At 63.3% G+C, this 22,559-nt stretch carries 16 protein-coding genes; 7 read left to right on the top strand and 9 right to left on the bottom strand.

Annotated features, from left to right (window positions below; all coding sequences use genetic code 11):
- The first annotated feature begins 41 nt into the window (after positions 1–41).
- Both NKI41_RS14640 and NKI41_RS14635 read left to right on the top strand, forming a co-directional pair.
- Complete coding sequence (locus NKI41_RS14640) at positions 42–4,862, top strand: NAD-glutamate dehydrogenase (protein WP_352683679.1); 4,821 nt, start codon at positions 42–44, stop codon at positions 4,860–4,862.
- 189 nt (positions 4,863–5,051) lie between these two features.
- Positions 5,052–6,428, top strand: coding sequence for an MFS transporter (locus NKI41_RS14635; protein WP_352683677.1), 1,377 nt, complete (start codon positions 5,052–5,054; stop codon positions 6,426–6,428).
- Positions 6,429–6,465: 37 nt separating this feature from the next.
- On the opposite strand, the gene purH is transcribed toward NKI41_RS14635, so the two are convergent.
- The 5 genes from purH to htpX form a co-directional block, all read right to left on the bottom strand.
- Positions 6,466–8,082: a bifunctional phosphoribosylaminoimidazolecarboxamide formyltransferase/IMP cyclohydrolase gene (purH, locus tag NKI41_RS14630; RefSeq protein WP_352683675.1), complete on the bottom strand. Its 1,617-nt coding sequence runs from the start codon at positions 8,080–8,082 to the stop codon at positions 6,466–6,468.
- An 84-nt stretch (positions 8,083–8,166) separates the two neighbouring features.
- Positions 8,167–9,915, bottom strand: coding sequence for a heparinase II/III family protein (locus tag NKI41_RS14625; protein ID WP_352474667.1), 1,749 nt, complete (start codon positions 9,913–9,915; stop codon positions 8,167–8,169).
- 146 nt (positions 9,916–10,061) lie between these two features.
- Positions 10,062–11,408 carry an RsmB/NOP family class I SAM-dependent RNA methyltransferase gene (locus tag NKI41_RS14620; protein WP_352683673.1) on the bottom strand — a complete coding sequence of 449 codons (1,347 nt, stop codon included), beginning with the start codon at positions 11,406–11,408 and terminating at the stop codon, positions 10,062–10,064.
- Positions 11,405–11,731, bottom strand: a complete 327-nt coding sequence (locus tag NKI41_RS14615; RefSeq protein ID WP_352683671.1) for a hypothetical protein — start codon at positions 11,729–11,731, stop codon at positions 11,405–11,407. The genes NKI41_RS14620 and NKI41_RS14615 overlap by 4 nt, the downstream gene beginning before the upstream one ends.
- Positions 11,728–12,744, bottom strand: a complete 1,017-nt coding sequence (htpX, locus tag NKI41_RS14610; RefSeq protein WP_352683668.1) for a zinc metalloprotease HtpX — start codon at positions 12,742–12,744, stop codon at positions 11,728–11,730. Before htpX ends, NKI41_RS14615 begins: the two co-directional genes overlap by 4 nt.
- Before the next feature lie 116 nt (positions 12,745–12,860).
- Between htpX and NKI41_RS14605 the strand changes: the two genes are divergently transcribed.
- Positions 12,861–13,073 carry a DUF1674 domain-containing protein gene (locus tag NKI41_RS14605; protein WP_352451229.1) on the top strand — a complete coding sequence of 71 codons (213 nt, stop codon included), beginning with the start codon at positions 12,861–12,863 and terminating at the stop codon, positions 13,071–13,073.
- A gap of 17 nt (positions 13,074–13,090) precedes the next feature.
- On the opposite strand, the gene NKI41_RS14600 is transcribed toward NKI41_RS14605, so the two are convergent.
- Positions 13,091–13,762 (bottom strand): HAD-IA family hydrolase, encoded by a 672-nt coding sequence (locus NKI41_RS14600; RefSeq protein ID WP_352451228.1) that lies wholly within the window; start codon positions 13,760–13,762, stop codon positions 13,091–13,093.
- 178 nt (positions 13,763–13,940) lie between these two features.
- On the opposite strand from NKI41_RS14600, the gene NKI41_RS14595 reads away from it, so the two are divergent.
- The 3 genes from NKI41_RS14595 (at position 13,941) to NKI41_RS14585 (ending at position 18,156) form a co-directional block, all read left to right on the top strand.
- Positions 13,941–14,810 (top strand): transglutaminase-like domain-containing protein, encoded by an 870-nt coding sequence (locus NKI41_RS14595; protein WP_352451227.1) that lies wholly within the window; start codon positions 13,941–13,943, stop codon positions 14,808–14,810.
- Positions 14,811–15,138: 328 nt separating this feature from the next.
- Positions 15,139–16,500, top strand: a complete 1,362-nt coding sequence (locus NKI41_RS14590) for a pilus assembly protein TadG-related protein (RefSeq protein WP_352683666.1) — start codon at positions 15,139–15,141, stop codon at positions 16,498–16,500.
- Positions 16,501–16,887: 387 nt separating this feature from the next.
- On the top strand, positions 16,888–18,156 hold the full coding sequence (locus NKI41_RS14585) for a class I SAM-dependent methyltransferase (protein ID WP_352540913.1): 1,269 nt from the start codon (positions 16,888–16,890) through the stop codon (positions 18,154–18,156).
- Here the strand turns inward: NKI41_RS14585 and NKI41_RS14580 are convergent, their stop codons facing one another.
- The gene (locus tag NKI41_RS14580; protein ID WP_352540914.1) at positions 18,157–18,900 is read right to left on the bottom strand and encodes an MOSC domain-containing protein; all 744 of its coding nucleotides are present in this window, start codon (positions 18,898–18,900) and stop codon (positions 18,157–18,159) included.
- The gene (acs, locus tag NKI41_RS14575) at positions 18,900–20,855 is read right to left on the bottom strand and encodes an acetate--CoA ligase (RefSeq protein ID WP_352471293.1); all 1,956 of its coding nucleotides are present in this window, start codon (positions 20,853–20,855) and stop codon (positions 18,900–18,902) included. Before acs ends, NKI41_RS14580 begins: the two co-directional genes overlap by 1 nt.
- 306 nt (positions 20,856–21,161) lie before the next feature.
- Here acs and NKI41_RS14570 point away from each other — a divergent pair, with 306 nt between their 5' ends.
- Entirely contained in the window at positions 21,162–21,434 is a 273-nt protein-coding gene (locus NKI41_RS14570) for an usg protein (RefSeq protein ID WP_023678111.1), read from the top strand.
- 45 nt (positions 21,435–21,479) lie between these two features.
- On the opposite strand, the gene NKI41_RS14565 is transcribed toward NKI41_RS14570, so the two are convergent.
- Positions 21,480–22,514 carry an aldo/keto reductase gene (locus tag NKI41_RS14565; RefSeq protein ID WP_352683663.1) on the bottom strand — a complete coding sequence of 345 codons (1,035 nt, stop codon included), beginning with the start codon at positions 22,512–22,514 and terminating at the stop codon, positions 21,480–21,482.
- Positions 22,515–22,559 lie beyond the last annotated feature (45 nt).

Below are 22,559 nucleotides of genomic sequence, written 5' to 3'. Positions count from 1 at the left end.
TCTGTTAGCATAGCCGCAAAAACATGTGACGGGAGGGACTCATGGCCAGCGTAAAGTCAGCGAGCCGGTTGAAAAAAGCCGGACTGACGAGGGGTGAAGCCGCGGGTGGTGAAAAGCCCGGCAGGCTTGCCGACTACCTGCTGGCCCGAGCTCCGGCCGAAGATGTCGCCGCCTACGACGTCATCGATCTCGAACGCGCTGCCGAACTCGCCGGCCGCGCAGTGGCCAGGCACAAGAAGGACGACTGCGTCGTTGCCATAGACGTCGATTCCGGTGTCGTCCGCCAGGGCCGGCCGATGACGGTGATCACTGTCGTCAACGACAACATGCCGTTCCTGTTCGATTCCGTCCTCGGCGAGATTACAGAAAGCGCCGGCGAGCCGCTGCTGGTTACCCATCCAGTCATAGTCGTCAGGCACGGCAAGAACGGCGTCGAGGAAATCCTCGGCGATGGCGGTTATGCCAAGGGCGACCACAGCCATGACCGACTGAGCGTCATCCATGTCCATATCGGCCGCCTTTCGGCCGAGCAGGCCGAAGGCCTGGCCGCACGCCTGACGAAACTGCTCGGCCAGGTGCGAGCCGCCGTCACCGACTGGAAGCCGATGCTTGCCCGCCTCGACCAGGCGATCTCGGAATTCCGCTACTCGCCAGTGCCGCTCGACAAGGCCCATGTCACCGAGGCGATCGCCTTCCTCGAATGGCTGCGCGACGACAACTTCACCTTTCTCGGCATGCGCGAATTCAACTATACCGGCGGCGAGACGAGCGGCATGCTCGAGCGCGCCGAAAAGCCCGGCCTCGGCATCCTTTCCGATCCCGACGTGCTGGTGCTCAGACGCGGCACCGAAGCGGTGAGCACGACGCCGGAAATCCGCGCCTTCCTGCATGGGCCGGAACCGCTGATCGTCACCAAGGCCAACGCCAAGTCGTCGGTGCACCGCCGCATCTACCTCGACTACATCGGCGTCAAGACCTACACCGGCAAAGGCGTGCTTTCAGGCGAGCTCCGTATCGTCGGCCTGTTCACCTCGACTGCCTATACGCGCTCGGTGATGAAAATCCCCTATCTGCGCTCGAAGGCGGAAACCGTCATCGCCAAATCCGGCTTCAATCCAAGCGACCATTCCGGCAAGGCATTGATCAACGTGCTGGAGAGCTATCCACGCGACGAGCTGTTCCAGGTTCCGGTGCCGATCCTGCGCAAGCATGCCGAAGCCATACTGGGCTTGATCGAGCGGCCGCGCGTCAGGGCATTGGTGCGTGTCGACCAGTTCGACCGCTTCGTCTCCGTGCTCGTCTTCGTGCCGCGCGACCGCTACGACAGCGTCGTGCGCGAGAAGATCGGCACCTATCTGAAGACCGTCTTCGAAGGCCGGCTGTCCGCCTATTACCCGGCCTTCCCGGAAGGCGGGCTGGCGCGCGTCCATTTCATCATCGGCCGCTCCGGCGGCAAGACGCCGAAGGTCGAGCAGGCAACGATCGAGGCGGCGATCCGCGACATCGTACGGACTTGGGACGATGCCCTGCGCGAGACCGCGACCGAGACCGGCGCCGATGCGAGACTCACGGCCATCGCCTCGCGTTTTTCGGAAAGCTATCGCGACAGTTTTCGGCCGGGCGTGGCGCTGGCCGATGCCGGGCGCATCGCCAAGCTCGATGCGTCAAATCCGATCGCCATCGACTATTACCGTCACGCCGACCAGAAGCCGCATCAGGCGGCACTGAAGATCTATCACCATGGCAGCCCGGTGGCGCTGTCGCGGCGCGTGCCCGTGCTGGAAAACATTGGTTTCCGCGTCATCAGCGAGCGCACTTTCGAGGTCGGCGACAATCAATCCGGCATGATCAATAGTGATCAGCCCGGCATGGTCTTCATCCACGACATGGAACTCGAGAACAGCTACGGCAGGCCGATCGACCTCGGCAATGGCGGCGCGCTGTTCGAGGATGCGTTCCTTTCCGTCTGGCGCGGTGATGTCGACAATGACGGCTATAACGGCCTTGCCCAGACCGCCGGCCTGTGGTCGGGCGAGATCACCGTCCTGCGCGCCTATGGCCGCTATCTGCAGCAGGCCGGCATCCCGCAGAGCCAGGATTTCATCGCCGCCGCGCTCAACCGTTATCCCGAGATCGCCCGCGACCTGCATGCGCTGTTTGTCGCCCGCCTCGGCGCGACGGCCGAGACGGAAGGCGTCGTTCAGGCCAAACATCTGAAAGCCAAGATCACGGATGCGCTGGAAGACGTTCCCAACATTGACGACGACACCATCATCCGCCGTTATCTGAACCTGATCGAAGCCTCGCTGCGCACCAATCATTTCGTTGCCGATACGAAACAGAAAGGCCAATCGCTGGCGATCAAGCTCGATTCGCAATCGGTCGACGGGCTGCCGGCGCCGCGGCCATGGCGGGAGATCTTCGTCTACGGCTCCGAGGTCGAGGGTGTGCATCTGCGCTTCGGCCCGGTCGCGCGCGGCGGCCTGCGCTGGTCGGACCGTGCGCAGGACTATCGCACCGAGGTGCTCGGCCTGGTCAAGGCACAGCAGGTCAAGAATGCGGTGATCGTGCCGGTTGGCGCCAAGGGCGGCTTCTACCCGAAAAAGCTGCCGATGAGCGCCGGGCGCGACGCAATTTTCGAGGCCGGCACGGCCGCCTACAAGAATTACGTTTCCAGCCTGTTGTCGATCACCGACAATATCGGGCTGGATGGCGTCATCCCGCCAGCCGGCGTCGTGCGGCGCGATCAGGATGATCCGTATTTCGTCGTCGCCGCGGACAAGGGCACGGCGACCTTCTCGGACATCGCCAACGCCATCAGCGAAAGGCACGGCTTCTGGCTCGACGACGCTTTCGCCAGCGGCGGTTCGGCCGGCTACGACCACAAGAAGATGGGCATCACCGCCAAGGGCGCCTGGGAAGCGGTCAAGCGGCATTTCCGCGAGATGAACCGCGACATCCAAACCACGCCGTTCACCGTCGTCGGCGTTGGCGACATGTCGGGCGACGTGTTCGGCAACGGCATGCTGCTGTCGGAGCAGACCCGGCTGATCGCCGCCTTCGATCATCGCGACATCTTCATCGATCCCGATCCCGACATGGCCGCTTCGATGGCCGAGCGCCGGCGTATGTTCGCTCTCGCTCGCTCAAGCTGGCAGGATTACGACAAGACGAAGCTGTCCGAAGGCGGCATCATCGTCTCGCGCAGCCAGAAGTCGATCACCTTGCCGGCCGCCGCGGCTGCAGCTATCGGCCTCGGCAAGACAACGGCCACGCCGGTCGAGATCATGAGTGCCATCCTCAAGGCGCCGGCAGATCTTTTGTGGTTCGGCGGCATCGGCACCTATGTCAGGGCATCGGGCGAGACCAACCAGGACGTCGGCGACCGTGCCAATGACGCGATCCGCATCACCGCGCTCGACCTGCGTGCCAAGGTCATCGGTGAAGGCGCCAATCTCGGCGTCACACAGCGGGCGCGCATCGAATTCGGATTGAATGGCGGCCGCTGCAACTCAGATGCGATCGACAATTCGGGCGGCGTGAACTGCTCAGACGTCGAGGTCAACATCAAGATCGCGCTGGCTTCCGCCATGCGGAAGGGATCGCTGACGCGGCCGTCGCGCAACAAATTGCTGGCCGAGATGACCGACGAGGTCAGCGCCCTGGTGCTGTCCAACAATTACCAGCAGACGCTGGCGCTGTCCCTTGCTCGCAAGCGCGGCCTTGCCGACATTGCCCATCAGAGCCGCTTCATGGAGGCGCTCGAGGCGCGCGGGCTGCTCGACCGTGCCGTCGAGACGCTGCCGTCGCCGGCGGCTCTTGCCGAGCGCGAAGCGCGCGGCGAGCCGCTCACACGGGCCGAGCTCGGCGTGCTGCTTGCCTATGCCAAGATCGTGCTGTTTTCCGATATCGTCGCCAGCGAGGTGCCGGACGATCCGCATTTCGACCACGACCTGATGGGTTATTTTCCCGACCGCATGGCAAAGAAATATGCGGCGGAAATCCACGGCCATCGCCTGCGCCGCGAGATCATCGCCCGTGCCGTCGCCAATGACCTGGTCAATCGCGGCGGCCCGTCCTTCGTCAACAGGCTGCAGGAAGCGACCGGGCGCAGTGCCGCCGATGTCGTGCGCACCTTCGCCGTGGTGCGGGATGGCTTTGCGCTGCCGGCGCTGTATCGCCAGATCGACGCGCTCGACAACCGGATCGACGGACAGATCCAGCTCGACCTCTATCAGGCGGTCAGCCGGCTGATCTATGTGACCAGCGGCTGGTACCTGAAGAACGATGCCGGCACCGCACCGCTCGGGCAGCGGATCACCGAGTTGCAGGATGCGCGCAAGGCGCTGGAGCCGAAGCTCGTTGCGCTGTTGCCGGCCTTCTCGCGCGAGCGGATCGAGGAGCGGCGGCACAGCCTGTCGAAGGGCGGCGCGCCCGAGAGCCTGGCCGAGCAACTGGCGTTGACCGATGTGGCGGAACTCATCCCCGACATTGCGCTGACGGCGCGGACGGCAAATGCCGGCATCGTCGCTGCCGCCAAGGCGTTTTTTGCAGTCAGCGATGTCTTCCGCATACCGCGCGTCGAAGATGCGGCGCGCTCGATCACGCCCTCGGATTATTACGATCAACTGGCGCTTTCGCGCGCCACCGACACGATCGGCGCCGCCAGGCGCGGCATCGCGGTGGCGGCACTCACCAGTCATGCCGAGGCGGCGGATCCGGTGACAGCATGGTTGGAGGCGGGCGGCGAACGGGTCGGACGCATCCGCGAGCGGCTGCAGGCTCTGACCGAGGGCGGCGACATCACCGTGTCGCGGCTGTCGGTGGCGTCCGGCCTGATGAGCGATCTGACAGGGCTGTGAGACGTCTTCCACATCGCGCGGGATTGCCGGGAAGAACTACGCCATAGAGCGAACAGCGCCCTGCGTTGGGGGGCGCCGGAGCATGATCCCAAAAAGTGACGATCGGCTTTTGGACAAGATCGTGCTCAACAACAAGACGGAGCATCATTCCGATTCGATCGGCATGAAGCAAGCTCCAGCGGAGGGGACATGGCTGAGATGGCAGTGCAGCGGGCATCGGGACGCGGCATCTGGGGATGGATGCTGTTCGACTGGGCGGCACAGCCGTTTTTCACGGTCGTTACCACCTTCATCTTCGGTCCTTATTTCGTCTCGCGCATGGCCAGCAATCCAGAGACCGGGCAAGCGGCCTGGGGCTACGGCATTGCCGCCGCCGGCCTCGTCATTGCCGTTTTGTCGCCGGTCCTCGGCTCGATCGCCGATCAGACCGGACCACGCAAACCGTGGATAGCCTTCTTCGCCGCGGTTAAAATCACCTGCCTCACCCTGCTGTGGTTCGCCGCGCCCGGCTCTAATCTTTTTCTGGTCGTGGCGTTGTTCTCGCTGGCGTCGGTCGCGGCGGAATTCTCGACTGTGTTCAATGATTCGATGATGCCCCGCCTGGTGCCGAAGAGCGACATCGGCAGGATCTCGAACATGGCCTGGGGACTCGGCTATCTCGGCGGCATGATCGCACTGATCTTCGTCGTTACCGTCATGGCCGGCTCGCCTGAAACCGGCAAGACCGTCGTTGGGCTCGACCCGATCTTCGGCCTCGACCCCAGGCTCGGCGAGGACGCGCGCGCTACCGGGCCGTTGTCGGCGGCCTGGTATTTCCTGTTCATCCTGCCGATGTTCTTCTTCACGCCTGATGCGATCAAAGGCATTCCAATCGGGCCGGCGGTGCGCGAAGGCCTGTCGGAACTGAAGTCGACGCTGGCCGAAGTGCGCAAGCGCAGCGGCATTTTTCGCTTTCTCGTCGCCCGCATGATCTATCAGGACGGCGTCAATGCACTGCTGGCGCTGGGCGGAACGTTTGCGGCGGCAATGTTCCATTGGTCGATTACCGAGATCGGCCTGTTCGGCATCATCCTCAACGTCGTTGCCATCGTCGGCTGCCTGGTTGCCGCACGCCTCGACACAGCACTGGGTTCCAAGACCATAGTGATGATTTCGCTGGTCATGCTAAGCATCGCTACGCTCGGCATCGTCTCGACCGGCCCGGGCTATACGCTGTTCGGCGCCTGGGTGATGCCCGGACTGGACGCCGGCGGATTGTTCGGCACGGCGGCGGAAAAAGCCTACATTTTCTACGGCCTGCTGATCGGGCTTGCTTTCGGGCCGGTGCAGGCATCGTCGCGCTCCTACATGGCGCGCAGCGTCTCCGCTGCCGAATCGGGCCGCTATTTCGGCATCTATGCGCTGGCCGGCCGGGCAACCAGTTTTGCCGCACCCTTCATGGTGGCCACGATCACCCTGGCCAGCGGCTCGGCGCGGCTTGGCATGGCGGCGATCGTGCTGTTCCTTGGCGCCGGCATGGCGATCCTGATCGGCACGCCCTATCCGGCGGATCGGCCGGCGGAGTGAGCTGCTCTTGCCTTCTCTCACAGCGGGGGTAGCGCGTTCAATGCCGGAAATGCCTCACTCCGGTGAAGACCATGGCAATGCCGTGAGCGTCCGCGGCGGCGATGACATCGTCGTCGCGCATCGAGCCGCCGGGCTGGATAACGGCTGTGGCGCCGGCTTCGATTGCCGACAAAAGCCCATCCGCGAACGGGAAAAAGGCATCCGAGGCGACGACCGAGCCCCCGGTCAAGGGCTCCGTCAGGCCGGCAGCCTCGGCGGCGTCGAGCGCCTTGCGCGCCGCGATGCGCGAGGAATCGACCCGGCTCATCTGGCCAGCGCCGATGCCGACTGTAGCGCCATCCCTGGCATAGACGATGGCGTTCGACTTGACGTGCTTTGCCACGCGAAAAGCGAATTTCAGATCGGCCAATTCGGCCGGAGTCGGAGCGCGCCTGGTCACCATTTTCAGCTCGAGGTCATCCACCACCGCGTTGTCGCGGCCCTGAACCAGCAAACCGCCAGCCACCGATTTCAAGCCAAGGCCCGCCGCGCGCGGGTCGGGCAGGCCGCCGGTGACCAGCAGGCGTAGGTTCTTCTTGGCGGCAATGATGCGGACTGCTTCTTCGGACGCCTCCGGTGCGATGATCACTTCGGTAAAGGTCTTGACGATCTCTTCGGCGGTTCCGGCATCGAGGATGCGGTTCATGGCGACGATGCCGCCGAAGGCCGAGACCGGGTCGCAGGCCAGCGCCTTGGCATAGGCCGCCTGCAGCGAAGCGTCCTCAGCGACACCGCACGGGTTGGCGTGCTTGATGATGGCAATTGCTGCGGAGCGCGACGGGTCGAACTCGCCGACCAGCTCGAAGGCAGCGTCGGTGTCGTTGATGTTGTTGTATGAAAGCTGCTTGCCCTGAAGCTGGCGCGCCGTGGCGACGCCCGGCCGCCTGTCGCCGTTGACATAGAAGCCGGCGCCCTGATGCGGGTTTTCGCCATAGCGCATCACCGACTGCAGCTTGCCGCCGAAGGCGCGCCATGTCGGATGCTCGATCTCAAGCGCCTCGGCGAACCATCCCGAGATCGCCGCATCGTAGGTGGCGGTGCGGGCAAAGGCCTTGGCTGCCAGCTTCTTGCGGAAATCCAGCGACAACGAGCCGAAATTCATCTCCAGCGCGTTGAGCACCGAGGCATAGTCATCGGGATCGGTGACGATGCCGACATAGGCGTGGTTCTTGGCCGAGGCACGGATCATCGCCGGGCCGCCGATGTCGATGTTCTCGACGATCGCCGCGTAGTCGGCGCCGGAGCGACGCACCTCTTCGAACGGATAGAGATTGGAGACGACGAGATCGATCGGCTCGATGCCGTGGTCGCGCATCGCTGCGGCGTGCTCGGGATCGTCGCGCACGCCAAGCAGTGCGCCATGCACCGACGGGTGCAGCGTTTTGACGCGGCCGTCCATGATCTCGGGAAAGCCGGTGAGCTCGGACACGTCGCGCACCGCCATGCCTGCCTCGGCAAGCGCCCTTGCGGTGCCGCCGGTCGAGACTAGCTCGACGCCGGCCGAAGCCAGCGCCCTGGCGAAATCGATCAGGCCGGTCTTATCAAAGACGGAAAGGAGCGCGCGACGGATGGGTACAAGGTCGGGCGCGGGAATGTTCTTGGCGGCAACGGCCATGGGCTGGCGGCCTTTCCAGTTCTGGTTGGAGAGCGTCCGCGGGCCGTAGCATATGAGGCCCGGAAATCAAGCCGCAAGACTTGATCAGTGTCTGCCGTTGCCACCGGCTTCAGCTTTTTCCGGACGGCCGGCGATGATGGTGCGCGTCAATTGCCAGTGGACCTCCGAAGTTTCCGAGGCCTTGAACGCAAGCACGATCTGGCGGCTGCGGCGCGGGCCGCCAAGCCCTGCGAAATAGATCGATTCCTCGACCTCGGGCACCACTTCGGTAGAGGTAAACACCCAGGTGTCGGCATGGTCGGCGGCCAGCACCAGACGGTCATGCTCATCCTGGAGCAGGCTAATATCGGGATGGACATGGAAACGCACCGTGACGAAGTCACGGCCATTGTTGCGGATAGAAGCGCCGCCCGGGCGCAGAAAACGGTCCCTGCCGGCAAACACATTGCCTTCGGTCGATAATTTCAGCTCGCGCTCATGCAGGAAGCCGAAGCGCGCTGCATAGCCGTCATGGCGGGCGATGAAGCCCTGGCTGCCCTTCTGGTCGGTGCGCTTGCAAGGCACATGCTGCGGCCCGCCGATCAAAGGCGTGCCGAGCAGGTCGTTGACGCGCAAGGAGTGATTGAAGCGCGCCGACGACGTGTCGTTGATGGTGGCGGTCGAGTGGGCGGCGGTGGCGCGGGCAAGCGGCCGGAACTCGGCGGCGCCATAAGTGTCTATTCCGGCGTTGACGATATAGTGCTGGCGGCCCGACGACAATTCGAAGGCGAGGCATCCGGCGTGAGCGGCATTGGATACGTCGACAGGGGGCGGCGGGCCGGTATCGGCGATCACAGTGACACCGCCCATCGACAGGCGCTCATAACCCGAATGCGGCGCGTGCAGCAACGGTGCGCCGGCGGTGTCGTCGTGATGCAGGATGCTGGCGATACGATCGTGAATGGTGGCGCCCATGCCGTTGAAGCGGGCGAGGCTGCCGTCCTGATGGCGAAAGAAGCGCAATGCCGGCAGCATCCGGTCGATGGCGCCGATCAGGGCGGCAGGCGGTGTCTCGGCCTGATTGGCGTATGTCTGGCGCAACGGCAGAAGGTCGGCGAGGATTTCAAGCACGGCCATCGGATTGCGCGAGATATGGCCGCCGTCAGGCAGGATCTGGCGGTCGAGCTCCTCGGCGAGATTGCGGGTAGCACCGCGTAGCGCCGAGGCCGGCGCCGGCAGCGACAAAGCGGCAAAGGCCAGCGCAATGCGGGCGCGCAGCCGGTCCTTGCCGTCCGGCATCTCGCGCACCATGGCGCGCAGATAGCGGATCTGGACGGCGAGCGATTTCAAGAACGCGCGGTAGAACGGAAATTCGGCGCCCTGCAACACGATCGAGGAATGCTGCAGCCAGGCAATGACACGCTTGGCCGTCGTGCCGGGCTCCCAGGCGACGCCGGAAATATGGCTGCCATGGATTGCAATCCAGTCGGAAACCAACGCCCGCGCGTTGGCGGCGGCTAGCTCGGTGCCGGCGGCACGCATATGGCGCAGCCAGCGAAAGCCATGCAGCGTTTTTTGCCAGCCGGGATTGGGCACGTCGATCTGGAAGGGCGATTTGCCGCCGGTCTCGACCAGATGCCCCGAAAGCGGATAGCGGCCGTAATAGATCTCGAGCGCGATCTGAGGATCGGCGAGCCGCAGGTCCGGTGGGGCGATCAGGACGCGCTCCGGCGTGCGGCCTGAGTAGCGCCAGCGATAGAGTGGCCCGGCGCGCAAGCGCCGGCGCGTCTTGCGCCAGAACTCCCTCGCGACAAGCGTCCACAGACGCGTCGTGTTACCGGCAGCGATTGCCAAAACCCCTCCTGATCGTCCTCACCCAGGCACAAGTTTATATGATTCAAGAACTTGTGCGAAGGCGAATTCCGCGGCAGTGGGGCCGTTCAGCCTGTTTTCCATGCCTCCTCGCCCCAAGAAGCCGGACGGCGCTTCAAGATCGGCCCTTAGCCGGCTCTGCGCATGCGGGCGGCGAAGAAGCCGTCCAGCCCGGAGCGGCCCGGCGAGCCTAGCTCCAGATCGGCAGGCGTGGTGCGCAACGTGCCTTGCGGCGTCAGAAACGGGTCGATGCCGGCGATCTCACCCGGCCGAAGCGGGTCGTCGACAATCTCCGCATTGCCGGCGAGAAAGTCGCGATAGAGCTCTTCGCCTTCCAGCGGATCGAGCGAACAGTTGGAAAAGACGATGCGTCCACCAGGCTTGACCAGGGTGACGGCGCGGGCAAGCAGCCGGCGTTGCAGGTCGGCCAGTTTTTCGACGTCGGCCACCGTCTTCGTCCAGGGGACGTCGGGATGCCGCCGCACCGTGCCGGTCGAAGAGCAAGGTGCGTCGAGGAGGACGGCGTCGAAGAGGTCCTTCGGCTCGTATTTGAGCAGATCGGCCTGGACGATCTCGGCGGCCAGACCGAGCCGTTCGAGGTTCTGCGTCAGCCGTGCCAGCCGCGTTTTGGACATGTCTAGCGCGGTGACGTGGGCGCCGGCGAGGATCAGCTGGGCGGTCTTGCCGCCCGGCGCGGCGCAGAGGTCGGCGATTCGCAAACCATTGATGTCGCCGAACAGCCGGGCCGGCAGGCTGGCCGCTGCATCCTGAACCCACCAGGCGCCTTCCCCAAAGCCGGGCAGTTCGGTCACGGAAGCGCTGAGCTTTTCCACCCGCACCGTGCCGGTCGGCAAGACAAAGCCGCCGAGCCGTTCGGCCCACAGCGCCGGGTCCGACTTGACCGAGAAATCGACCGGTGCCTCATGGCGATGGGCGAGCAGTATCTGCCGGGCCTTGTCGAGGCCGTAGACTGTTTTCAAACGGTCGGAAAACCATTTTGGCGCCTCGTCGGTAGCGGCAAATGCTGCGGCGAGCTCGTCCTGCTTGGCCCGCGCCAGCGTGCGCAGCACGCCGTTGACGAGGCCGGAAAAGCGCGCCGTGCGCGGATCGGACTTGGCGTGTGTCACGGCGAGGTCGACGGCGGCGCTGTCGGGAACATCGAGGAACAGGATCTGCGCTGCCGCCACATGCAAAATGTGCGAAAGCGCCGTGGCGTTGGGCGGCAGCGGCTTTTCCAGGCGACGGGCCAAAAGGCCTGATATGGTCATGCGGTAGCGCAGGGCGGTGACCAGAATGGCGCGCACCAAAGCGCGGTCGCGCAGGTCGAGCGCCTTGTATTGTGGATGGCCGTTTTCATGGTCGGTCAGCCCGTCGAGCGGCGTTTTCGCGTCAATGACGGCGGCAAGCAGGCGCGCGGCTGCCTTGCGCGCGGCGAGACCGCGAGCTTCTGAAGCCTCACTGTGAGTTGGCCTCATTGTGTCGGCGATCGGTTGACTAGTTTAAATATAGCGCTGACAAAATCTTCTTTGCTTCCTAGGGGGGAGGTCACCTGAATGTAGTCTTTTTCAACCGTGCCGACATAGTCCGCGACTTGCTTTGGAGATGCACCATCCCCGACAAGTCGGACGATGTGGCGGAGATAGGTGTCATATTCATCTTCAGGAAGTGGGCGAAAGCCCAGATCACTTGATGTTGCTATGCTCGCCATCGGTATGCCGACAGGGTTCCAGTGCCTTGCACAAAGATCGCGCATTTCCGCCAGCGAGATCCCGCCTTTTTTGTCTGTCGCGCTCGTCACGACCACGGACCTTTGGGTCCGGTCGGATTGCGTCCCCAGGGATTGGGTCTCGGCTTGGCCGGCTCAGGCGGCCTTTCGGGCCGCGCGGCCCTGTCCCACGGACCAGACGGCTGCTGCCCGGTCCCTTCCGGCGCCGGCCTTGGCGTCGCGGCCGCTTCGGGTGCGCCGGCCATTTCGCTCGCCATCCTCTGCAACGCGGCGATGCGGTTTTCTGTGCTCGGGTGAGTGGAAAACAAACTGTCCATACGCTCGCCGGAAAGAGGATTGATGATGAAGAGATGGGCGGTTGCCGGATTGCGCTCGGCATCCGGGTTGCGGATGCGTTCGGCGCCCCGCGCGATCTTGTCAAGCGCCGAGGCGAGCCACAGCGGGTGTCCACAGATTTCGGCACCGCGCCGGTCGGCCTCATATTCGCGGGTGCGGCTCACCGCCATCTGCACGATCATGGCGGCCAAAGGCGCGACGATCATTGCCACCAGCACGCCGACGATGCCGAAGGAATTGTTGTTGTCGCGGTTGCCGCCGAAAAAGAAGGCGAAATTGCCGAGCATCGAAATTGCGCCGGCAAAGGTGGCGACGATCGTCATGGTCAGCGTATCGCGGTGCTGCACATGGGCGAGCTCGTGCGCCATCACCGCCGCGACTTCTTCATGCGATAGCCGCTCGAGCAGGCCGGTGCTGGCGGCGACAGCGGCATTTTGCGGATTGCGGCCGGTGGCGAAGGCATTGGGCTGCGGATTGTCGATGAGATAGGTTCTCGGCATCGGCAGGCCGGCACGTTGGGCGAGACCCTGCACGATGGCGTAATATTCAGGCGCGTTGCGTTCGTCGACTTCGATCGCACGGTGCATCGACAGCACCATCTTGTCGGCGTTCCAATAGCTGAACAAATTGGTGCCGGCGGCGATCAGCAAGGCGATCATCATGCCGCCGGATCCGCCGACCAGATAGCCGACGCCCATGAACAGGGCCGTCATTGCGGCCAAAAGCATGGCGGTGCGAAGGGTGTTCATCGTCTGCTCCATTTGGGCCCAACAAAGGGGTCGATCCTTGTGGGCCCATCGCTATATGATGGGAAACAGCGGTTCCCGTTTCAATCGGGGCCTGTTTCAATCTAGCGGAAGATCGCATGATCGACAAAACCAGCCAAACGCATGCTAACGGCTCGCCGCAAAAGCCGCTGACCCCGGCAGCCAGGCGCGCCTTGGTCGAGGCCGAGGCCCGGCGGGAGAAATATCGCGAGCAGGAAGCCACGCTGCCGAGGGAGATCGGCGGGCGCGGCGGCAAGGAGCCTGGCCGCTATGGCGACTGGGAGGTCAAGGGCCTGACCAGCGACTTTTAGCGCAAGCAGGATGCTAGTTAAGCAGGCTGTGCGGTCCGTTCCGCTTCGATGGCAATCCAGCCGTTGTCATCGACAGCGATGCCGATCGCGCCATAGCCGGTGATGGCGGCATGCGGCGTCTGCAACGGATGCCGGTGCGTGGCGCTGATCACCACGATTGCAGCGCCCGCGGCTTCGGCTGCCGCTATGCCGGCCGGCGCGTCCTCGAAGACGAGGCAGTCGCGCACATCGACGCCGAGCCGTGCGGCCGCCAGCCGGAAGCAGTCGGGTGCCGGCTTGCCGCGAGCCACGTCCTCCGCCGCGACGATCACGGCGGGAGCCGGAATGCCGGCGGCCTGCAGGCGCAGCAAGGCAAGTTCGCGCGGTGCCGAAGTGGCGATCGCCCAGCTTCCAGGCGGCAGCGACGCCAAGAAGGCCGCGGCGCCGGCAATCGGGCGAATGCCCTCGACATCGGCCGCCTCGGCCTGCAAAAGCGATTCGGCTTCGCGGGCAGGATCGACGCCTGGGAGCGCCAGCCGGCCGATGGTCTCGATCGCCCGCACGCCGTGGATGGTCGGCAGGAATGCGGCGACGTCAAGACCTTGCCGATGCGCCCACGCTGCCCAGACCCTTTCCGCCGCGGCGATCGAATTGAGAATCGTGCCGTCCATATCGAACAGGAAGGCCGCGAATTTTCTGCCTGCGAACATCGGTTTCCCGGGGTCATCTTGGAGGAATTATTTCGAAAGACGCGTGTCGATCGACCGTAACGTTGCCGCGTCCGTATGGGAAGTCGCGAGGCGTCGTTTTTGACGACCACAAGGAACCGCCGCACACTCTCCTGCGTTGACCAGCACTATCTTCCATGACGATCGTAGGGGGACGGCGATGCTGATCAGGCTCGGCTATGAAATTGCCATTGAATGCGCTGCAGCCACGCCGATTGTTTCGCTGCTCGAGATCCATCGGGATCGCCAGGCCGACATCAAGCGGCAGACGCGCGTGCTGACGTCGCCGTCGGTTCCGACCAGGGTCTACCACGATCTTTTCGGCAATAGCTGCCGCCGCTTCACGGCGCCGGCCGGAAGCTTTCGCATCCTTTATGACGCGGTGGTCGAGGACAGCGGCGAGATGGACGAAGTCAACACGCTGGCCGGGGAAGTCCCGGTTGCCGAATTGCCGGACGAGGTGCTCGGCTATCTGCTCGGCAGCCGTTACTGCGAGACCGACCATCTCGGCGACCTGGCCTGGCAACTTTTCGGCCAGCTTCCGCCGGGCTGGGCGCGGGTGCAGGCGATCGTCGACTATGTCCACAACCGCCTGTCCTTCGGCTACGGCTATGCGCGCTCGACCCGCACGGCGGCGCAGGCGCATGAGGAGCGCGTCGGCGTCTGCCGCGACTTTGCCCATCTGGCGATCACGCTCTGCCGCTGCATGAACATCCCGGCCCGCTACGTGAACGGCTATCTCGGCGATATCGGCGTGCCCGCCGATCCGGCGCCGATGGATTTCTCGGCCTGGGTGGAAGTGTTCCTCGACGGCAGATGGTACACCTTCGATCCTCGCCACAATGTGCCGAGGATCGGCCGCGTCGTCATAGCCCGCGGCCGCGACGCCACCGACGTGCCGCTGCTGCACAGTTTCGGCCCGCATCGGCTCAGCCTGTTCAAGGTCTGGACCCACGAGCAGGAAGGCAATCTGTTCAAGCCGCCCTATCGCGGCGTCGACAAGACCGTCAGCGCACGGATGCTGGCCTGATCTTCGGACACATTCGCAGTCCGGATTTCCACCTGCCGCCACTGCGGCAGCACTGATCCTGTTCGATACATCTCGTCTGTACCGGATTGGGACGCAGTCCAGCCGTCTCGAATTGCGAGCCCGAATCTTGGTAAGCGCTTTTTGAACAAAGCCGTGCCGACGCGGCTTTCGTTTACCCGCTGTTTACCTTGTCGCCGCTCGAAACCGTTTGGAAACAATGGCCTGAGCGGGGGCCGCTCGCTTTCCCGCGCCCGGCGGCGCGATCCGGCCGGATTCCTGCAATGCGCGTTCGGACAGCTGCAGGCTGTAGCGAATGGAGGCGGAAGGGATGCGGCGTTTCGGGGGTCTTGTTCAGGCGATCGGCGGCTTTGCCGGGGATCGCAGCGGAAATTTCGCGGTCCTGTTTGGTATAATCGGCTCAGTACTGGCGCTGAGTGTCGGCTTTGCCGTCAACGTATCCCAACTCTACAATGTGAAATCGAGCCTGCAAGGCGTCGTCGATGCGGCGGTCACCTCGACGGCCCGCGACCTGACGACCGGCGTTATCAGCGAGGCCGAAGCCAGCAAATCGGTGCAGGCCTTTCTCGATGCCAACAGCACGGCGGGTATCCTGCAGGACAATCAGATCGTTCTCGACAAACTGACCGTCGACCAGACCGCCAGGACCGTTCAGGCGGACGTTCATGTCAATGTCAGCTATTATTTCCCGCTTTTCAGCACGGGTAGCATGCAGCGCGTTCCCGCATCGACGACGGCTCTCTATTCGGACAAGCAGATCGAAGTCGCGATGATGCTCGATGTGACCGGGTCGATGGCCGGCCAGAAAATCATCGATCTACGGGCGGCCGCGGCGAATGCCGTCGACAGTTTCCTGGGCGGCCAGGACCCTGCCAAGCCACGTGTGCGGGTTGCCATCGTGCCTTATGCCAATTCGGTGAATGCCGGTACACTTGCCGCCACCAGCGTCTATGTGGAAACCACCGCCAGTCAACGCAAACAGGCGCCGGCCAATGACGCCGTGCAGTATGTCTCGGGCTTTATCCGTCCCGATAATTGCGCCACCGAGCGCAAGGGGATTTATCAATATTCGGACGCGGGCCCCGACGCCAGCATGGTCAACCGCGACTACCTGCTGTCGTCCTTCGCGTGGCAAACCGGCACCGCCGCCTGCCCGAGCGCCGCGCTGATGCCGCTGACAGCGGATGCGACGGCGCTCAAGACGGTCATCAAGAATTTCGTCGCCTCCGGCGGCACCGCCGGCCATATCGGCGTGCAGTGGACCTGGTACATGCTCTCGGAGAACTGGGGGGGCATCATGAGGACTTCGCAGCGGCCGGCCAAGATGGATCCAAAGAAGGTTGCCAAGATTGCGATCCTGATGACCGACGGCGAATTCAACCTGTCCTACTTCGATGCGAGCACGGTGAGCGACGTCTACAATGACGCCGGCAAGGAGCCGACCCGCACGGCCGCCAAAAAACTTTGCGCTGCCATGCGCGACAACGGCATCGAGATCTTCACTATTGGGTTTGACCTAAACGAAACGAATGCCAAGGCGACGCTCCAGGATTGCGCGAGCCCGGACACCGCCAAGATCAAGCACTTCTACCAAGCTGCCAATGGAACCGAACTCAACCAGGCTTTCCAGGATATAGCGCGCAATGTCGAGATGTTAACCGTAACCAAATAGGGGACAACAGCCCAAAAAGGAAAAGGCCGCCGCTTCTCGCGAAGCCGGCGACCTTCCGTGTTTCCGTCCATGGCGCGGCTCCTGGCGGCGACCCTGGTCGCCAGCCGCGCATCTCGCGCCTTAGCGGGAAGACTGCTTCCCGAAAGTGCGATCCGCTGAGGCCACGTTCTGGAAAACGAAATCACTCGACATCGGATCACCTCCTTTCGATTTGTTGAACACTCCCCCATGATGGGGTGTCATCCGGCAAATGGCAAGGCGCGGCACCCGAAAATCCTGAACAAGCCTGCTTGTGCACTCGGGCGGCTTGCGGCCGGCCGATCGGGCAGGCAAGATCGAGCCGCTATTGTTCCGGGCCACTATTTTGCCGGGTAAGGGAGGACGGGGATGGAGGCAGCCGAGAGAGCGGCCCGGATTGTTCGGACGGTCATCGAGACGCTGAAGCCGGGTTTTGCGGTGAGGCTGTGGACAGGCGAGCGGATCGGCCCGGCTGCCGGCCCGGTGCTCACCATCAACGACCAGGACATCGTCTGGCAGATCGTACGTCGGCCCTCTTTATCGACGCTGATCGAGATGTGGATTGCCAAGGCGGTCGACGTCGAAGACGGATCGCTGTTCGATTTCTACGCCTTGCCCACGCACGGCAAGCTCAGGACGAAGCTCAAGACATTGCCGAAGCTGGCGATCCTGCGCGACCTGCCGGCGGTGCTGTTTTCGCGAAAACAGATGACGACGCGAACCGATCTTTCCGGCCGCAATCCTTTCGTCAGCGGTTCGAGCAAGGAGGCGATCCAGCATCATTACGACATTTCCAACGCATTCTACCGGCTCTTCCTCGACGAGCGCATGGTCTATAGCTGCGGCTACTTCAAGGATTTCGCCAACGATATCGATCAGGCCCAGAGAGACAAGCTCGACCATATCTGCCGCAAGCTTCGGCTGAAGCCCGGCGATAGATTGCTCGACATCGGCTGCGGCTGGGGAGCGATGCTCATCCATGCGGTGAAGAATTATGGCGTCGTCGGCCACGGCGTCTCGCTATCGGAAGCACAGACCGAGCTCGCCCGTGAACGCATCCGCGCCGAGGGGCTGGAGGACCGCATCACCATCGAGATAAAGTCCTATGCCGAGCTGTCCGGCTCCTTCGACAAGATCTCGTCGATCGGCATGTTCGAGCATCTGGGGCTTGCCAACCATGCGGCCTATTTCTCGAGGATCCATCGCCTGCTCAAGCCGGGCGGCATCTATCTGCACCACGCCATCACCCGGCGCGACAAGGGCAGCTTGAAGAAGACGCTGCGCAAGGGGCCGGAATTCAAGGCGCTGATCAAATACATTTTTCCGGGCGGCGAACTCGACACGATCGGCATGACGCTCGGCAATCTCGAGGCGCACGGCTTCCTCGTCTACGACGTCGAAAATTTGCGCGAGCACTATGCGCGCACCTGCAGGCTATGGGCCGAGCGCCTCCACGCACGCTTCGATGAAGCTATCGCCGAGGTCGGCGAAGCCAAGGCGCGGCTCTGGCTGCTTTATCTCACCGGCTGCTCGATTACCTTCGAACGCGCCTCGGCGCAGGTTTTCCAGACCGTTGTCACTAGGCGCGCGCGTGGGCCGAGCGGCCTGCCGCCGACGCGGGCGGATTTGTACCGATAGCTACAGGAGGCGCATCGTGGCGCCGATCTCGACGCGGGCCGGTCGATCGACGGTGCAGTAGACGCCGAGGTTATGGGCGTTGTGGCGGACCAGGCTGCGCAGGATTGCCGGGTTGTGGTCGAACCCGTTCTGGCCAATGATGGTGAAGCCGCAGCGACGGCACGGCTCGGAGATGGTCAGGAGCAGGTCGCCGATTGCCAGCTTGCACCCGATCCATTCCGTCTCGGGAAACGACCCCTCGACCTCTGGCATATCGACGACGATGTTGGAGCGGAAGCGGCGCGCGTCGGCGGCGCCCTCTGGATGCAGCACTTTCAAACGCGCCAGTGAGGCGGTGGTCAGCAGATGAATAGGGGTTTTGACGTAGCGTTCCGTCAGCAGGGGGCCGAGGTAATCCGGAGCCGCATTTTCCCGGCGGAACGGCCGGATGGAAGCCGCAAAGCCGAGATACGCGGAAACCGCGCGATCACTTTGCGCGCCAGGTGCCGAAAGCCAGCGTCCGTCGGGGATGGCGACCTCCAGCCTGCCGGCCTGCGACAGCCGGGTGCGGATGCGGGGCACCTTGTGCCATTTCGCTTCGCGGTCGGGCCGCGCGATTTCATCGGTCGAGGTATCGACAAGACCAAACAGGCGGTCGCCTTCGACGGTATACCAGTCGACGGAGATCGCCTCCTGAAACTCGCCGGCGAGCGAGCTCGCGGGATAGCGCCAAAGCTCGGTGACGGCGCCCAATGCGGGTTGCATCAGCCCTTCTTGTTTTGCCGGTTGGCGATCAGGTCGTCGACGACTGCCGGGTCGGCGAGCGTCGAGGTGTCGCCGAGCGCGGCAAAATCATCCTCGGCGATCTTGCGCAGGATGCGCCGCATGATCTTGCCGGAACGGGTCTTCGGCAGGCCGGGCGCGAACTGGATCTTGTCGGGCGAAGCGATGGCGCCGATCTCCTTGCGGACATGGGCGACGAGCTCCTGGCGCAATTCCTCGCTTGGCGTCTCGCCGGCCATCAGCGTGACATAGCAGTAGATGCCCTGGCCCTTGATATCGTGCGGGTAGCCGACGACGGCGGCCTCCGAGACCTTCTCATGCGAAACCAGCGCCGATTCGACCTCGGCGGTGCCCATGCGGTGGCCGGAGACGTTGATGACGTCATCGACGCGGCCGGTGATCCAGTAGTAGCCGTCAGCATCGCGGCGGCAGCCGTCGCCGGTGAAGTACCTGCCCTTGTAGGTCGAGAAATAGGTCTGCACGAAGCGGTCGTGATCGCCATAGACGGTGCGCATCTGGCCCGGCCATGAGTCGGCAATGCAAAGATTGCCGCTGGCTTCGCCTTCCAGTACCTTGCCGTCGGCGTCGACCAGCTGCGGCTTGACGCCAAAGAAGGGCCGCGTCGCCGAACCCGCCTTGAGGTGGGTGGCGCCCGGAACCGGCGTGATCATGATGCCGCCGGTCTCGGTCTGCCACCAGGTGTCGACGATCGGCACCTTGCCGTTGCCGACGACGTTGAAATACCACTCCCAGGCTTCCGGATTGATCGGCTCGCCGACGGTGCCGAGCACGCGCAGCGACTTGCGCGACGTTTTGGTGACATGGGCATCGCCGGCGCCCATCAGCGCGCGCAGCGCCGTCGGCGCCGTGTAGAAGATGTTGACCTTGTGCTTGTCGATCACGTCCCAGAAACGCGACTGCGACGGGTAGTTCGGCACGCCTTCAAACATCAGCGTGGTGGCGCCGTTGGCGAGCGGCCCGTAGACGATATAGCTGTGGCCGGTGACCCAGCCGACATCGGCGGTGCACCAGTAGATATCGCCGTCATGATAGTCGAAGACATATTGGTGGGTCATCGAGACATAGACGAGATAGCCGGCGGTGGTGTGCAGCACGCCCTTCGGCTTGCCGGTCGAGCCGGATGTGTAGAGGATGAACAGCGGGTCCTCGGCGTTCATCTTCTCGGGCTTGCATTCGGCCTTAACCGTGGCGACCTCGTCATGGTACCAGACGTCGCGCCCGGCGGCCCAGCCGGTCTTGCCGCCGGTGCGGCGCACGACCAAGACCTTTTCGACTTTCGTTCCGGCCTTGGCGGCGATCTCGATCGCCTTGTCGGTGTTCTCCTTCAGCGGGATAGTCTTGCCGCCGCGCAGGCCTTCGTCGGCGGTGATGACGAAGGTCGACTTGCAGTCGTCGATGCGTCCGGCCAGCGCATCCGGCGAAAAGCCGCCGAAGACAACCGAATGAATGGCGCCGATGCGCGTGCAGGCGAGCATCGCATAAGCGGCCTCCGGGATCATCGGCATGTAGATGGTGACGCGGTCGCCCTTCTTGACGCCGTGCTTCTTCATCACATTGGCGAGGCGGCAGACACGTGCGTGAAGTTCGTTATAGGTGATCTTCCTGTCGTCGTAGGGATTGTCGCCTTCCCAGATGATGGCGGTCTGTTCGCCGCGCTTCTTCAGATGCCGGTCGATGCAGTTCCACGAAACGTTTGTCTGGCCATCCTCGAACCATTTGATCGAAACCTTGCCGTCGAAGGACGTGTTCTTGACCTTGCTGTAGGGCTTGAACCAGTCGATGCGCTTGCCGTGCTTGCCCCAGAACTTGTCCGGGTTCTTGACGCTGTCGGCGTACCATTTCAGGTAGGTGTCATTGTCAATCAGCGCGTTCTTCTTCCACGCCGGCTGGACGCGATGGACATGAACATCGGACATTTCTTCGCCTTCCTCCCCAAAACCAAACCGCCGGCTTGACCGCCGGCAGGATCGCGGCGATGCGGCCGCGAATTCGCGCGCATTATTAACAGTTCGGCGGTGACGGCAACATTAGACGTTGGATTCGCGCGGCGGGATGCCGCAGGTGCCTTGCCGGGCGGTGTCAGCACTCTCGTGAGGCGGCTGCTAAGCGCATGTTTTTGCGGGAGGAATCTGGTTTGATCGCAGAAATATCAATAGACGAATAAGCAAATGGGGTGCACAATTTCAGGCTGGGAGGAAGGAGAATCAACCAGGGGACCGGCAATGCGCGACCATTCAGAAATGGACCTGATGCTCAAGGGCTATGGCTTGACCACGGCCAAGATTCTTTATCACTTCCCAGATCATCCGCATCTGCTGCAGAGCTTCATCTGGCAGGATTACGACATCGCCCCGAAATTTCCCGTGCTGATCCGCTTCATCGAGTTCTGGAAGGCCAAGCTCGAAGGCCCGCTGCATTCGGTCAGCTACACGCACCAGAAGCTGATCGCGCCGAACGAATGGCGCAAGGTCGACGGCGAGTTCGTTCTGCATTAGCCGGGCGGGCGGCAGTCTGGGAGCCGCCGCCCAGCTTTTGGAGCGTCAGACTGCGGGCGGGTTCAGCCGGGCAAAACCCTCCTGCCGGCGATAGGGAAAATACGGATAGGGTGCGGTGACCTCACTTGCCGTGTCGAGCTTCTTCATCTGCTCGGCTGTCAAGGACCAGCCGACGGCGCCGAGATTCTGGCGCAACTGCTCCTCGTTGCGCGCGCCAATGATGACGGAGGCGACGGTCGGCCGCTGCAGCAGCCAATTGATGGCGATCTGCGGTATGGTCTTGCCGGTTTCCTCGGCGACAACATCAAGCGCGTCGACGACCCGATAGAGATGCTCATCCTCGACGGGCGGTCCGAAGCTTGCCGTGTCGTGCAGCCGGCTTTTCTCAGGCAGCTTCTGGCCACGGCGGATCTTGCCGGTCAGGCGGCCCCAGCCGAGTGGGCTCCACACCAGCGCACCGACGCCCTGGTCGAGGCCGAGCGGCATCAACTCCCATTCATAATCGCGTCCGACCAGCGAGTAATAGACCTGATGGGCGACGTATCGGGGATAGCCATGTCTATCCGCCAGGCCGAGCGACTTCATCACTTGCCAGCCGGAAAAATTGGAGACGCCGACATAACGCAGCTTGCCGGCGCGCACGAGACTGTCCAGCGTCGACAGCACCTCCTCGATCGGTGTTGCGGCGTCGAAGGCGTGCAGTTGCAGCAGGTCGATGTAATCGGTGCCAAGACGCTTCAGCGCGTCTTCGACGGCCTTGATCAGGCGTGAACGTGACGAGCCGGCATCGTTGGGACCGTCGCCCATCGGCAGCGAGGTCTTGGTCGAGATCAGCACGGCGTCGCGGCGGCCCTTGATGGCAGCGCCGAGCACTTGTTCGGAAGCGCCATTCGAATAGACATCGGCGGTGTCGAACAGGTTGACGCCGGCCTCAAGGCAGATGTCGACCAGCCGCCGTGCTTCCGCCGCATCGCTGTTGCCCCAGGCACCGAACAGCGGGCCTGAACCGCCGAAGGTTCCAGCGCCGAACGAGAGCACCGGGACCTTCAGGCCTGATGCGCCAAGATTTCGATAATCCATGGGTTTGCTCCTTGTGGAAGGATGGCTGTTTCAAAGATTGGCTGA

The organism is Mesorhizobium sp. M0601, assembly GCF_040320845.1.
GTDB lineage: Bacteria > Pseudomonadota > Alphaproteobacteria > Rhizobiales > Rhizobiaceae > Mesorhizobium.
The sequence above is the reverse complement of the archived record's forward strand: the minus strand, read 5'-3'. Positions and strand labels throughout refer to the sequence as shown.

Bases quoted from the DNA above. Each gene is read 5' to 3' on its own strand.
- NKI41_RS14640 (WP_352683679.1), top strand. From the start codon at position 42: ATGGCCAGCGTAAAGTCAGCGAGCCGGTTGAAAAAAGCCGGACTGACG.
- NKI41_RS14635 (WP_352683677.1), top strand. From the start codon at position 5,052: ATGGCTGAGATGGCAGTGCAGCGGGCATCGGGACGCGGCATCTGGGGA.
- purH (WP_352683675.1), bottom strand. From the start codon at position 8,082: ATGGCCGTTGCCGCCAAGAACATTCCCGCGCCCGACCTTGTACCCATC.
- NKI41_RS14620 (WP_352683673.1), bottom strand. From the start codon at position 11,408: ATGAGGCCAACTCACAGTGAGGCTTCAGAAGCTCGCGGTCTCGCCGCG.
- htpX (WP_352683668.1), bottom strand. From the start codon at position 12,744: ATGAACACCCTTCGCACCGCCATGCTTTTGGCCGCAATGACGGCCCTG.
- NKI41_RS14605 (WP_352451229.1), top strand. From the start codon at position 12,861: ATGATCGACAAAACCAGCCAAACGCATGCTAACGGCTCGCCGCAAAAG.
- NKI41_RS14600 (WP_352451228.1), bottom strand. From the start codon at position 13,762: ATGTTCGCAGGCAGAAAATTCGCGGCCTTCCTGTTCGATATGGACGGC.
- NKI41_RS14595 (WP_352451227.1), top strand. From the start codon at position 13,941: ATGCTGATCAGGCTCGGCTATGAAATTGCCATTGAATGCGCTGCAGCC.
- NKI41_RS14590 (WP_352683666.1), top strand. From the start codon at position 15,139: ATGCGGCGTTTCGGGGGTCTTGTTCAGGCGATCGGCGGCTTTGCCGGG.
- NKI41_RS14585 (WP_352540913.1), top strand. From the start codon at position 16,888: ATGGAGGCAGCCGAGAGAGCGGCCCGGATTGTTCGGACGGTCATCGAG.
- NKI41_RS14580 (WP_352540914.1), bottom strand. From the start codon at position 18,900: ATGCAACCCGCATTGGGCGCCGTCACCGAGCTTTGGCGCTATCCCGCG.
- acs (WP_352471293.1), bottom strand. From the start codon at position 20,855: ATGTCCGATGTTCATGTCCATCGCGTCCAGCCGGCGTGGAAGAAGAAC.
- NKI41_RS14570 (WP_023678111.1), top strand. From the start codon at position 21,162: ATGCGCGACCATTCAGAAATGGACCTGATGCTCAAGGGCTATGGCTTG.
- NKI41_RS14565 (WP_352683663.1), bottom strand. From the start codon at position 22,514: ATGGATTATCGAAATCTTGGCGCATCAGGCCTGAAGGTCCCGGTGCTC.